Annotated in this window: 9 protein-coding genes; all 9 read left to right on the forward strand. The window is 33.2% G+C overall.

Annotated elements, in window-relative coordinates; translation table 11 throughout:
• The first annotated feature begins 15 nt into the window (after positions 1–15).
• The 9 genes from R9X47_RS22290 (at position 16) to R9X47_RS22330 (ending at position 13827) form a co-directional block, all read left to right on the forward strand.
• Complete coding sequence (locus R9X47_RS22290; RefSeq protein WP_432663284.1) at positions 16–2157, forward strand: S-layer homology domain-containing protein; 2142 nt, start codon at positions 16–18, stop codon at positions 2155–2157.
• Between the two features lie 296 nt (positions 2158–2453).
• The gene (locus R9X47_RS22295) at positions 2454–4574 is read left to right on the forward strand and encodes a BglG family transcription antiterminator (protein ID WP_432663285.1); all 2121 of its coding nucleotides are present in this window, start codon (positions 2454–2456) and stop codon (positions 4572–4574) included.
• A 16-nt stretch (positions 4575–4590) separates the two neighbouring features.
• Positions 4591–4872: a PTS sugar transporter subunit IIB gene (locus R9X47_RS22300; RefSeq protein WP_432663286.1), complete on the forward strand. Its 282-nt coding sequence runs from the start codon at positions 4591–4593 to the stop codon at positions 4870–4872.
• Between the two features lie 61 nt (positions 4873–4933).
• On the forward strand, positions 4934–6202 hold the full coding sequence (locus R9X47_RS22305; RefSeq protein WP_432663287.1) for a PTS ascorbate transporter subunit IIC: 1269 nt from the start codon (positions 4934–4936) through the stop codon (positions 6200–6202).
• Between the two features lie 238 nt (positions 6203–6440).
• A complete protein-coding gene (locus tag R9X47_RS22310; RefSeq protein ID WP_432663288.1) occupies positions 6441–7262 on the forward strand; it encodes a transketolase in 822 nt (273 codons plus the stop codon).
• 1 nt (position 7263) lies between these two features.
• A complete protein-coding gene (locus R9X47_RS22315) occupies positions 7264–8199 on the forward strand; it encodes a transketolase family protein (protein ID WP_432663289.1) in 936 nt (311 codons plus the stop codon).
• Between the two features lie 452 nt (positions 8200–8651).
• Positions 8652–10829, forward strand: a complete 2178-nt coding sequence (locus R9X47_RS22320) for an ATP-binding protein (RefSeq protein ID WP_432663290.1) — start codon at positions 8652–8654, stop codon at positions 10827–10829.
• A 17-nt stretch (positions 10830–10846) separates the two neighbouring features.
• Positions 10847–12178 (forward strand): sigma-54-dependent transcriptional regulator, encoded by a 1332-nt coding sequence (locus R9X47_RS22325; RefSeq protein ID WP_432663291.1) that lies wholly within the window; start codon positions 10847–10849, stop codon positions 12176–12178.
• 461 nt (positions 12179–12639) lie between these two features.
• Complete coding sequence (locus tag R9X47_RS22330; RefSeq protein ID WP_432663292.1) at positions 12640–13827, forward strand: CaiB/BaiF CoA transferase family protein; 1188 nt, start codon at positions 12640–12642, stop codon at positions 13825–13827.
• Position 13828 lies beyond the last annotated feature (1 nt).

A 13828-nucleotide genomic window follows, 5' to 3' on the forward strand; every position in this document is an offset into this window, starting at 1 on the left:
CAGGAGTGATTATTGGTGAAAAAATTAATTTTAGTATTGCTACTAATACTTAGTCTTACGACTCAATCATTTGCAGGGATAAATGTAGAGGTTGAAGTTGATGAGGATGCAGAGGTAAAAGTAAAAATTGATTCAAACTATGAACGTGAACCTATATCTATAATGGTTTACGATGATGACCGGAAATACTACATTGATCAGGATGTTACATATAAGGATGGAAGCGCTGAGTTCTATTTTAAACTAGAAGAGGATGAAGAGTACGATGCAAAAGTAAATATAAATGGGAGACAAAAAAAGTTTTCTATTTCAACAGAGGAAATACTCCTAGATGAGACTGTATATGTTTATATAAAGGGGCATGAAGATGTGATCCTTTCGAAAACAGAGGTTGGAATTGAAGAAGATGATACTTTGATAGATGTATTGAAAAGGGTTTTGGAAGAGGAAGACATCAATTATAAGATTAAAAGCGGATATGTGAAAAGTATAGATGGACTAGCAGAATATGATTTAGGTGCAAAGAGTGGTTGGATGTTCTCAATTAACGATGAATTTCCCGAAATTGGAGCAGACAGTATTGAAGTTGAAGATGGGGATTATATTAAATGGCTTTATACAACTGATTTAGGTGCAGACATTGGAGCTCTTAATCCCAATATTACACCTGAGGATGAGCTTGAAGAGACATTAGAGAGAGCAAGAGCATTCTTGAAAAGTTCAAAATTTACTGAGAAGGATATTATTGAAGTAATAAGCGATATAATAGAGCTTATTGAGGAGAATTTTTTAGAGGTTAATACGAGAAAAGATGCTGAGGTTTTAGTAGACTATACAGATGAAACCTTGAGGATTGTTGAAGCAGCTGTGGAAAAAATCGAATCTAGAAAATATCTAGAAAGAACAATAGAAATTTTAGAATCCCTTTCAGAATTTCTTACTGAACCTTTGGAGTTTATAAAAGAAGAAAGAATGAAAAATGAAGTTAGGGAAGATGCTTCAAAAATTATAACTATACTATTGAATGTTACATCTGAGATGAAAGATATTAAGAAGTTAGACGATGAGATTGAGGAAATAATAGATTCTGTAGCTGAAGTAGTTAGTGATCTTGATGGAGAAAAGAAATTGGAGATAAAAGAATCTCTTGGAGACGAAGACGAAATAGAAATAAATTTCCCTAAAGAGATTTTAGAGAGTATTTGGGAAGAGGGAATAGAAAGATTAGAAATAAATACAGAAATAGCTTCTTTTAATATAGAGTCTGATACCTTTAATATTAGTGATAGGAAACAAGATATACAGATAAAGCTAAGGGAAGAGAAAGATATAACAAATGAGAATCAAAATAATATAGTAGATATAGAGATAATGATTGATGGAGACCAGGTATATAATTTGCATAAGCCTATAGAAGTAAGAATTCCCTATAGTGTAAATGGACAAGACTATGGGAATATAGACGTTTTCTTATTAAAGGATGATGAAACAAAGGAAATTATAGCTGGAAAGTATGATACTTTGACTGAATCTATCAAATTTATAAGCAGCGAGTTAGGGAAATATACTTTTAGTGTACCGGAAAAACCAAAAAAGAAATTTTTTGATTTAGATAATCATAGTTGGGCAAAGGAAGCAGTGAATGTTATGATCGCAAAAGGAGTTGTAAATGGAAGAAGTGATACAGAATTCGACCCAGACTCAGAAATAACTAGGGCGGAATTTGCCACATTGATTATTAGAATGCTAGAATATGAAATAAATGATAATATCTCAATTCCATTTGAAGACGTAGATAAGAATAGCTGGTATTATAAATATGTAGCGGCTGCATATAAGAATGGGTTAATAAATGGAAGAGAAGAAACAAAGTTTGATCCCAACGGAAATATAACGAGACAAGAGATGGCTAAGGTAATAGCTAAGGTTCTTGAAAACGAATCTGTTAACGTAGAAGAAAATACTGAGCTAGACTCCTTTGAAGATAAGGAAGATATAGCTACGTGGGCAAAGAGTTCAGCAGCTCTGGCAGCAAAAGAAGGGATAATTACGGGTATGGAAAATGGAAGATTTGCTCCAAATGAAAAGGCAAACCGTGCTCAGGCCGTTGTAATGCTTCATAGATTATACAAGATATTACAAGCCAAAGTACAATAAGTAAGGGGGCTGCTTCTTAGGAGAAATAAATGAAAAAGAACGTAAAAGCAATGAAAATAGAATACTAACTTATAAAAAAACCGAAGGCAAAATAAAAGCCTTCGGTTTTTTATTTTGTGAAAAGACCTCAAATTGAAGAATTATTTATCACCAGTGGAATATATATAAGTTGTAGCTTGTACAACTATTACAGGTTATTTTAAGATTAATCCATTTTTGCAGTTTAAGAATATACATATGTTGGACTTTTATGAAAAGCTATACAAACATATTTATTAATATAAGGATGGGATTGTATGATTCTAGATAAAAGATCCAGTGCTATCTTAGTGAAGATAATTGATGAGAATAAACCCATTACCGTAAAGAAAATATCTGAAGAAGTAAATATTTCTGAGAGAACCATTAGGTATGACTTAAAAAAGATTGATGATTGGTTAGCGTTTAATGGAATTAATAAGTTAATAAGAAAGCAAGGGAAGGGACTTACCATCTCTAATGAAGATAAAGCCCTCGTTAGAGATAAATTAGAGGATATTGAAGTATATTCATATGTAAACTCCAGTGATGAACGAAAGAAAATTATTGCTTTAAAACTACTAGACTCTCAAAAACCTATAACAGTAAAGGCTTTGCAGAAAGAGTTATTTGTAAGCAAAAATACGGTGCTCAAGGAAATGAAAGCATTAAAGAAGTGGTTTGAGGAACGTGAAGTTAAACTGATTGGTAAGCCAAGGATTGGATATTTTCTTGAGGGAAATGAAAATAGAAAAAGAAGTTCTGTGAAGGAATTAATGACAGAAATCCTTGATAAGGATATGGCAATTGACATTATTAAGGCAATAAACGGAAGACACGGGGTAGACAATGGTATTTCCAGGGAGTTGAAAAGCTTATTTGAGGATATAGATATAAATCATGTTGAAGAATGTGTAAGATATGCTGAGAGGCTATTGAAAAAAGAGTTTACTTATAACTCATACTTGAATTTAGTAACTCATTTAGCGATTGCTATAAAACGACTAACATCTAATATGGAAATAAATATATCAACAAGTAACCTAGAGAAGATTAAGAGATTTTCAGAATATAAGGTCTCAGAAAAACTAGCTAGAAAGTTAGAAAAGAAAATCAGAATAGAAATACCAGAAGATGAGATTGCGTATATAACTATGCATCTTGTAGGATCTAGAGTGCAAAAAGATTTAAATAGTCAATTCGAGAGTGAGTCAGTCTTGGAAATAGTTAGTTTTTTAGTAAGCAATTTTGAGAGAGAGTACGGAATTATATTTTCTGATAAGGAAAGCTTAGTTAAAAATCTAATTTTACATTTGAGACCGGCCATATATAGATTGAAATTTAATATTAGGATACAAAATCCCCTATTGAATGATATTAAAGCCAGATTTAAAAAGATCTACGATATAACAGAAAATATTATTAAAGTGATTGAAGAGAGATATGATTTAAAAACACATGAAGGGGAGACAGCCTATATTGCTATGCATTTTGCTTCAGCTCTGCATAAGGAAAGAGATACTATTGTAAGCAAAGTTAGTATTTTAGTGGTTTGCGGAAGTGGAGTCGGTACATCAAAGCTATTAGAAGCTCAGCTTAAGGTCAAATTTCCACAAATAAATATAGTAGATACAATCTCTTCTTTTGAATGTGATAAATACAAAGATAAGAAAATAGATTTCATAATATCAACTATAAATATTGAAAGCAAGTTTTTTTCCACTTTAGTTGTAAACCCTTTATTAGATCCAGATGATTGTAGATTAATACAAAATACTCTTAATATCTCTAGAATAGGAAATAGTAGTTTAAATGAAAATATAGTGCTCAAAATAATGAATTCAGTATCAAATCATTGTGATATAAGGAATTATGAGCAGTTACAGAATGAAATAGCCTTCATTCTAAAAAATAATCAAAGAGACAATGACTTCAAAGGAGGAAAACCTATGCTAAATAATTTATTGACCCCTGACAGTATTCAATTAAATGTTGATGCAATGGATTGGGAGGATGCTGTATATAAGGGTGCTAAGATACTCTTGGATAAGGAATATATAACGAAGAACTATATTAACGGAATTATCAATAAAGTAAAGGAAATCGGACCCTATATAGTAATCGCCCCAGGAATAGCACTACCCCATGCAAGGCCAGAAGAAGGGGTAAAGAAACTTTCCATGAGCCTAATAACGCTGAAGAGACCTGTGGAATTTGGAAATGAAGATAATGATCCAGTTAAGCTTTTAATAACCCTAGCAGCCATAGACAATGAAACCCACTTAAAAGCACTATCTCAACTTATGGGGCTTTTAAATAATGGTGGTGATATTAAAAAGATACTCAAAGCAGATCAGAAGGAAGAAATACTAGATATTCTTGAAAAGTATTCTAAGTAGAGGGGAGGTGTTGTATATGAAGATACTAGTTGTATGTGGAAGTGGGCTAGGTAGCAGTTTCATAATGGAAATGAGCATAAAGTCTATTATCAAAGATATGGGAGTAGATGCCGAGGTAACCCATACAGATTTGGGATCGGCTAAGGGTGAAGGTGCAGATATTTATATTGGAACAAAGGACATAACTAGCCAACTAGAAGGGATAGGTGGAGAAGTAATATCCTTAAAGAACATGATTGATAAGGTGGATATGAGGAGACAGCTTGAGATGACTTTCAAGAAGCTTGGTGTTATGTAGGAAATTCTAATATCTGTTATGAAAAAGTAGTGAATTATTGCAAACTTAAGGGGGGAATTATATGTCATTTTTTAGATTCCTAATGTATGATGTTTTAAGTGTGCCCGCGGTTCTAGTTGGTCTTGTGGCACTAGTAGGTTTGTTAGCTCAAAGAAAGTCGTCTACTGATTGTATTAAGGGTACCTTAAAGACTATTATGGGATTCATTATTTTAGGTGCAGGAGCAGGTGTAGTAGTAGGTTCATTAAATCACTTTTCTGAAATGTTCCAGTATGGATTTGGTATAACTGGTATAGTTCCTAATAACGAAGCCGTTGTATCAATAGCTCAAAAAGCCTTCGGGAAAGAGATGGCATTGATTATGTTTTTCGGTATGATTGTAAATGTTATTATAGCTAGATTTACTAAGTGGAAGTATATATTTTTAACTGGACATCATACCTTGTATATGGGAATAATGATAGCGGCTATATTAGCAGCGGGAGGTATGTCAGGAGCAGGGCTAGTGGCGATAGGGTCAATAATCCTAGGTATTGTAATGGTATTTTTCCCTGCTATCGCACAGCAATTTATGAAGGATATAACAGGAACCGATGAGGTAGCATTTGGTCATTTTGGAACTATAGGCTATGTATTAGCAGGTTATATAGGAAGATGGATTGGAAACAAGGAGAAGTCAACTGAGGAAATTCAACTTCCAAAGGGGCTTTCCTTCCTAAGGGATACACCAGTAGCTATAGCATTTACAATGGGTATTATTTACTTGGTTTCGGCCATTGCTGCTGGTAAGGAATTTACAGAGAAAATAAGTGGAGGCCAGCACTTTATAGTATTCTCAATAATTCAGGCGATAACTTTTGCAGCCGGTGTATTTGTAATTCTTCAAGGGGTTAGAATGATTCTTGCTGAGATTGTTCCTGCCTTTAAGGGTGTAGCTGAGAAGATAGTACCCGATGCAAAGCCTGCATTAGATTGTCCAGTTGTATTCCCATATGCGCCTACGGCAGTACTTTTAGGATTTTTGTCAAGCTTTGCAGCTGGAGTTATAGGAATGTTCATTCTTATGGCACTGGGGTTACCAGTAATTATCCCAGGGGTAGTACCGCACTTCTTCTGTGGAGCCACAGCGGGGGTATTTGGTAATGCTACAGGAGGTAGAAGAGGAGCTTTAATTGGAGCCTTTGCCCATGGTCTACTAATAACTATTCTTCCGGTTTTACTAATGCCAGTATTAGGAGATCTAGGCTATGCAAATACAACATTTAGTGATACAGACTTCGGTGTAGTAGGAATTCTGTTAGGAAATATTCTAAGGATATTTGTTCATTAGGAGTTGCAGTTTGTCGGGGAGGATTATATCATCCCTGAGGCTGTTAACAAACCCGAATTTCTTCGTTGTTGCTTCAATCAAGAACCCTTACGTATGTCTATATACGCTGCAGCCGCTTGGTTTCAGCACGCCTCGAACTTCGAGTTTCTTAACAGCCTAACATCTTGTTAACTTTGTTAACAATCTGGGGGAGGATTATATCCTCCCTTTTTAATGTAATTTATAGGAGGGAGAGATAATGCAAATCGATGAATTAAAATTAAAGGCAGTTGAAATAAGGGAAAAGTTGATTGACTATGGATATAAAATAGGAAAATGCCACTATGGTGGGACATTATCGACGATAGATATATTAACGACACTTTATTATGAAGTTATGGAGATATCTCCTGATAATCCTAAATACGAAGAAAGAGATAGATTTATCCTTAGTAAAGGCCATGGTGTCTTAGGCTTATATATTATTCTTGCAGATTTAGGTTTTTATTCTATGGATAATATTAGTCAATATAAAGAAGTTAATTCAATGTTACAGGGTCATCCCCATTCCCTAAAAACTCCAGGAATAGAAATGACTGCAGGATCATTAGGGCAAGGGATATCATACGGAATGGGAAAGGCTATTGGATTGAAGCTAAAGGGTATAAAAAATAGAGTCTATGTTATGGTCGGCGATGGAGAGCTTCAGGAAGGACAGAATTGGGAAGCAATTGCAGCGGCAAATCACTGTAAACTAAATAATATGGTTGTAATAGTAGATCATAACAAGCTTCAATTAGACGATACATTGGCTAGTGAACTAAGTTATTGCGAGCTGGAAGAAAAGTTTAGGTCCTTTGGATGGACTGTAAGAAGTATTAACGGACACGATATAGGACAAATTTTAAGGTCTTTGAAGAAAGAAAATGATCTGGGACCTACAGCAATTATTGCCAATACCATAAAGGGAAAGGGTATTTCATTTATGGAAAATGAGATCGGGTGGCATTGTGGAAAGATGAGCAAAGAACAGTACTTAGAGGCTAAAAAACAACTTAAGAAATTAAGAGAGGTGATATGATATGAAGTCGCCTAGAGATGTCTTAGGGGAAGTCTTAGTTCAATTAGGTAGAGAGAATGATAAAATAATTATTTTAAATGCAGATTTAGCATCGTCAACAAGGACTAAAAACTTCAAGGATGAGTTTCCTAGTAGGTATTACAACCTAGGAATATGTGAGCAAAATATGATGTCCTTGGCAGGAGGTCTAGCTAGTGAAGGTTTTATACCTATAGCAAGTACGTTTGCGGTGTTTGCAACTGGTAGAGCATATGATCAAATAAGACAATGCGTTGCATATAGTAAAAATAATGTGAAAATTGCTGCAACCCATCCTGGATTGGCCGTTGGAGGTGATGGTGCAACTCATCAAGCTTTAGAGGATATCTCCCTTATGAGGACAATTCCAAATATGGTTGTATTGGCACCTTCAGATGAAATAGAGACAAAAAATGTTATAAAAAAGGTGATAGATTATGAGGGGCCAGTCTATATAAGAATTGGAAGGGCTGAGATGCCACAGATATATAGTGAAGATTATAGTTTTGAGATTGGAAAAGGTAATACTCTGAGGTCCGGAACTGATATTACAATAATAAGTCATGGTATTATGACCTATCATGCTCTATTGGTGGCAGAAGAGTTGATGATAGAGGGTATAGATGCAGAGGTTATAAATATGGCAAGTATTAAACCAATTGACAGTGAATTAATACTATCCTCAGTTAAGAAAACAGGAGCAGTTGTAACGATAGAAGATCATAGTATATACGGCGGATTAGGTAGTTCTGTTGCTGAAATAGTTGTAACAAATAATCCTATACCTATGAAAATAATAGGGATTCAAGATACATTTGGTGAATCGGGAAGTGTGAAGGATTTATATAAGAAGTATGGATTAGATACAGAGTCAATAAAAAATCAGATTTTGAGATTTTGTGAGAAATTTAACTTATAGTATTTTCATCAATTAACACGTGTTTTGTACACATTGTACATTTATAGATACGATCTTTGGAGATTTTGTCAATATATTACTTAACGGTTTTATCATAAAATAATATATATAGCAATATAAAGGTGGTAAAACTAAAAGGACTAGAAATCCCTCTCCCTTTAATAGATAGATAAATAATTATTGTGTATTGGATGTTTCTACAGATTGACTGAGAAAACTCCTGTACACAATAATTATTTTTTTGTATTTAAAGAAAAAATAGTAGTATACTAATTAACCTATTAAGAATTACTCGTTTTGCATATGTTGTAATTTAATTTTATAAAGGATATAATTGTGAAATATAAAATAAACAATATATGAAGTAAGCGGCTACAGTATAAAATTTAGACTAGGATGATTTTTGTAGGTATGCTTTGTTATAAAACTACTTATGAAAAAGAGGGATAGATATGAACAGAGACAGTTTAAAATTTAAAATACCCTTCTTTATTATAATTTTTGCTATTTGCTGTGTATTTTTAACTGGGTCAATACTTCAATACATAGTTTCTGATAATTTAGAGAAAAAAGCTATGGAAAAAAATATGATAATCTCAAGAATGATAAGCAACCAAATTTCATTGTATTTAGAAGATGCTAGAAAAACTGTTGTGACTGCAAGTAATTTTTCATCTCAAAGCTATGGTGACTTATCTCAAATCAAGCAAGAAATATTTAGAATATATGACAATTTTGATTACTTTTCTTTAATATTTTTCATGAATTCAGATGCAAAAATGGTATTTTCTAAACCCACTAATAAGCATGTAAAAAATAGAGTTTATACAGATAGAAGCTATTATTGGGATATTATGAATGGTAAAGAATCTACAATTAGCCCACTACTCATAAGTAGTGTTTTAGGGAAACCTCACTTTATTATAGCAGCTCCAGTATATGACTCTACAGGAGAAAAGATAGGATTAATAGGAGCTGGAATACCCCTAGATAATATTAAAAAGGTCATAGAAAAGACACAAAAGCAATTCAATGGTAACATATGGATGACTGATGAAAATGGTGTTATGGCAGTACATCCAGAAATGGATGTAGATTTCGAATTGATAAAAATGGTAAACAGAAGGGCAAATGCTGGAAAAATTGAAACGGATTTTGAAAGTATTTTTGTAAACCAAGAGGATATTATATGTGATTATAACATTGAGGGCAGAAAGCTTTATGGGGCCGTTACCTTCATGGAAGAGACAAACTGGATGATAGTAGTTGAACAAGATGAAGAGGCAATTTTTTCAGAAGTTTTAGAATTGCAGAATAAGCTGAAAAGCGTAATGGTAATTGTTATACTGGTTGCTCTAATTTCTGGACTTATATTAGCTCGTAAAATAACAAATCCAATAGAAGGTCTTGTAAATCAGATTAGAAAACTAAGTGGTGGATTAAAGGAAATTCAACCAATAGAAATAGATTTGAAATCTAAGGATGAAATAGGAGAATTAGCTAAAGCCTTTGGGGATATGAGTATAAAACTGCATAAAAATGTTAAGGCATTAGAGAATTCATATAATAGAGAGAATAGACTACAGCAGTATCTTAACAATATACTTAGGAGTTTAAAGAGTGGAATTTTAGTTATTAATAAGAGAAGTAGAATAACCGTATTAAACAAAGAACTAGAAGCAATAACAGAATTTGATTCTGAGATTTTTATGAATAGAAATATTGATGAATTTTGGAAGAAAACCGGTTTGAGCTTAGAATATACTAGCAATGGAGTATTAAATGAAGGAAAGACATTTACAGATATAGAAGTAATAATGAAAAATAAATATGATAAAGAAATATATTTAAATGTTTCGGCTTCGGCTGTTGTAGACAACGATAAAAACGTGCTAGGGGTTGTATACCTTTTTAGAGACCTAACACGGATAAAGATTATTGAAGAAGAGCTTAACAGAGAAGACCGTATTCGTACCCTTGGAGAGTTGTCGGCATCTATTATTCATGATATTGGAAATCCTTTAGCGGGGATAGGCAATTTAATTGAAATCCTACAAGAGGATATATGTGACGCTGAAATGAAAGAAGAAGTTTTAGATGTTCTTGAAAAAGAAGTGAGTGATCTAAATAATCTCGTTATAAATTTTTTAGACTTTAGTCGCACTTCAAAACATGAAAAAGAGTCTACGAACATAAAAAAATTAGTCAAGGATATTATTAATCTACTAAAGCCCGAAATAATTGCTAAGAAGATAAAATTAACAAGAAAATTTGTAGATAAAGAAATTTATCTAAATATTGAGAGAAGAAGTATTAAGCAATCTCTTATAAATATATTCAAAAATTCCATACAAGCAGTTAATATTGGAGGAGAGATATATGTTGAAATCGATATTAGAGAGGAATTTGTTGCAATAATCATTAGAGATAATGGAGTAGGTATAGATAAAGAAAAGCTAGAAAATATTTTTTATCCCTTTTTTACAACAAAGGAAGAAGGAACAGGCCTTGGACTTTTTATAGCATATAATGTGGTAAAAGAACATGGTGGACAAATCAATGTAAAAAGCGACATAGGTAAAGAAACGGAATTTCTAATAACATTACCGATAAGTGATACAAAATCATAATGAATAGGTGAGTAAATATGAAAATTCTTGTCATTGATGATGAAAAGAGCATAAGATTATCCCTTCAAATAAATCTGAAGAAACTAGGAGTAGATATTTTTACTTCTGAAACAGGTGAAAATGGGCTAGAGATAATACAATCTGAAGATATTGATTTAGCTATAGTGGACATAAAATTACCTGGAATAGATGGAATAGAAGTTTTAAAAAGAATAAAGCTAATAAAACCTTCCTGCATAGTTATTATGATTACTTATTTGAGCGAAGTAAAATTAGCTGTTAATGCTATGAAATTAGGAGCCTTTGATTATTTCACAAAGCCATTTTCCTTATCAGAAATAAATGAATCCATAAAAAAGACATTGGAATACGTTAGAATAAAGAAAGAATTAAATAAATCCATACCACAAAATGAGGTTCTCTTACTAGGTAATTCAAAGAAGATGCAAAAGATAAGAGAAATGGTATGTCAAATAGGAAGTATGAACTATAATACCTGTATCCTACTTGAAGGGGAAAGTGGTGTAGGAAAAGAGGTAGTGGCCAGGACAATCTACAATGTAAAGTGTAGCAATGAACAAGAATTTATGGCAATTAATTGTGCGGCTATTCCAAAGACCTTACAGGAAAGTGAGTTATTTGGTTATGAAAAGGGAGCCTTTTCAGATGCAAAAGCTTCAAAGATAGGTTTGATCGAAAAGGCAAACGGAGGAGTTCTTTTTCTAGATGAAGTTGCTGATATGGATTTAGAATTGCAGGCAAAAATGTTAAGGGTTCTTCAAGAAAAAAAGTTTAGAAGAATCGGAGGATTAGTCGAAAAAGAATTTCAAGCGGTTATTGTTGCTGCAACGAATAAGGACTTAAAAGAGGAAATTAAGAGAGGAAATTTTAGAGAAGATCTATATTATAGACTGAATATAGTTCCTATTAAAATCCCCCCGCTTAGAGAGAGAACAGAAGACATTTCAGAGTTAATTAATTATTTTATAAATATGTATAATAAAAAGCTTGATAAAGAGGTAATATCAATTAATAACAACGCTTTAAAGATATTAATTGAATACAGTTGGCCTGGAAATATAAGAGAGCTTAAAAACATGATTGAACGGATAATGATTTTTAAAGTAGGCACAGAAATCATGGTAGAGGATTTACCAGAGGAAATATTTGATAACACCGATTCTGACGACGATCCGAATAATTACTATAACTTGGAGACTGCTGAAAAGGAAGCTATAAAGAAGTGTCTACAAAAAAATAATTGGAATATAAGTCATGCTTCTACGGAATTGGGAATATCCAGACTAACACTCAGAAGAAAAATAGAGAAATATGAAATTAAAAAATGATAAAGTATAAAAATTAAGTGGTAACTTTTGAAAGCTAGTGGTAAAAAAGTTACCACTATTTTTATACTTTTTTTTATGTTCCATCTGTAATGAAGTGAATTGCCCGTTTTATTTTCCAGAAAATTTGGCATACTATTTGCTCAATATATATAGTTGTGGTTGAGAGTATTAAATAACTCAAGTAGTCACTGAGAGTTCTTTTGGCTCATGTTATGAGTTTGCTTTAAATTAAAAGATAAAGATTAAAACAAATTCATAAGAACCGCCAAAATGAGACCTCAGAGTCTCTCCCTTGTTTATTAAATTTCTTAGTCACATATCTAACAGAGTTGATAGTGAAACTTAATATATATATATCAAAATAAGCCGATGCCTCTAAGGTGGTCTTGATGTGTATAGATTAAAGCTTTCACTGTAATCTCTATAAAAAGATTAATAAAAATTAAAGGATGGTGTATCTTATGGAAAAAGCTTTAGAGGGTGTAAGAATACTAGATTTAACTCGTGTTTTAGCTGGTCCATACTGTACTATGGTTTTAGCTGATCTAGGAGCTGACGTTATAAAGGTAGAAATGCCAGATAAAGGTGATGATTCCCGTCAGTTTGGACCATATGTTAATGGAGAAAGTGCGTATTTTATGAGTATCAACAGAAACAAGAGAAGTATAACTATGAATCTTAAAAAAGAAGAAAGTAAAGAACAGTTCTTAAAGCTAGTAGAAGAAGCTGATGTAGTTGTTGAGAACTATAGACCTGGAACAATGGAGAAGTTAGGGCTTGGTTATGAGAAACTAAAGGAAGTTAATCCAAAAATTATTTATGCGGCTTCCTCAGGATTTGGACATTCAGGGCCATATAGTCAAAGACCTGCATACGACGGAGTAGTTCAAGCTATGGGTGGTATAATGAGCATTACTGGAGCAAAGGGAGGAAAACCAACTAGGGTAGGACCTTCTGTAGGAGATATAACTGCAGGTTTATTTACTGCTATTGGTATATTAGGGGCGTTAAACTATAGAAACCAAACGGGTGTGGGTCAAAAGGTTGATGTAGCTATGTTGGACTGCCAAGTTGCTATTTTAGAAAATGCCATTGCAAGATATTTTGCTACGGGAGTATCTCCGAAGCCAGCTGGGAACAAGCACTCTTCGATTGTTCCATTTGAGCCATTTGAAACTTCAGATGGAGAAATAATGATTGCTGCTGGAAATGATAGCTTGTGGAAAAAGTTATGTAAAGAGATGGAAAGAGAAGATTTAGCAGAGGATGAAAAGTTTATAACAAATCCACTAAGATCAGAAAACTATGATGAATTAAGACCTCTTGTTGCAGAGAGAATTGTATTAAAGTCTACTGACGAATGGCAGAAAATACTGGATAAAGCTGGTGTACCTAACGGTCCAATAAACAATATAGAAAGAGTTGTGAATGATCCTCAAGTATTGGCAAGGGAAATGCTGGTTGAAGTAGAACATTCTAAGGCAGGAAAAATGCAGATACCTGGAATGCCTATTAAGATGAGTGTTACTCAGGGAACTATAAGAACTGCAGCGCCTTTACTCGGTGAACATACTGATGAAGTGTTAAAGTCGTTGAACGGATTAACGGATGATCAAATACAAGAGCTTAGAGACAAGGGTGCTATTTAAA

Source organism: Wukongibacter baidiensis (genome assembly GCF_050888315.1).
GTDB lineage: Bacteria > Bacillota > Clostridia > Peptostreptococcales > Caminicellaceae > Wukongibacter > Wukongibacter baidiensis.

Bases quoted from the DNA above. Each gene is read 5' to 3' on its own strand.
- R9X47_RS22315 (WP_432663289.1), top strand. From the start codon at position 7,264: ATGAAGTCGCCTAGAGATGTCTTAGGGGAAGTCTTAGTTCAATTAGGT.
- R9X47_RS22300 (WP_432663286.1), top strand. From the start codon at position 4,591: ATGAAGATACTAGTTGTATGTGGAAGTGGGCTAGGTAGCAGTTTCATA.
- R9X47_RS22305 (WP_432663287.1), top strand. From the start codon at position 4,934: ATGTCATTTTTTAGATTCCTAATGTATGATGTTTTAAGTGTGCCCGCG.
- R9X47_RS22310 (WP_432663288.1), top strand. From the start codon at position 6,441: ATGCAAATCGATGAATTAAAATTAAAGGCAGTTGAAATAAGGGAAAAG.
- R9X47_RS22295 (WP_432663285.1), top strand. From the start codon at position 2,454: ATGATTCTAGATAAAAGATCCAGTGCTATCTTAGTGAAGATAATTGAT.
- R9X47_RS22325 (WP_432663291.1), top strand. From the start codon at position 10,847: ATGAAAATTCTTGTCATTGATGATGAAAAGAGCATAAGATTATCCCTT.
- R9X47_RS22330 (WP_432663292.1), top strand. From the start codon at position 12,640: ATGGAAAAAGCTTTAGAGGGTGTAAGAATACTAGATTTAACTCGTGTT.
- R9X47_RS22320 (WP_432663290.1), top strand. From the start codon at position 8,652: ATGAACAGAGACAGTTTAAAATTTAAAATACCCTTCTTTATTATAATT.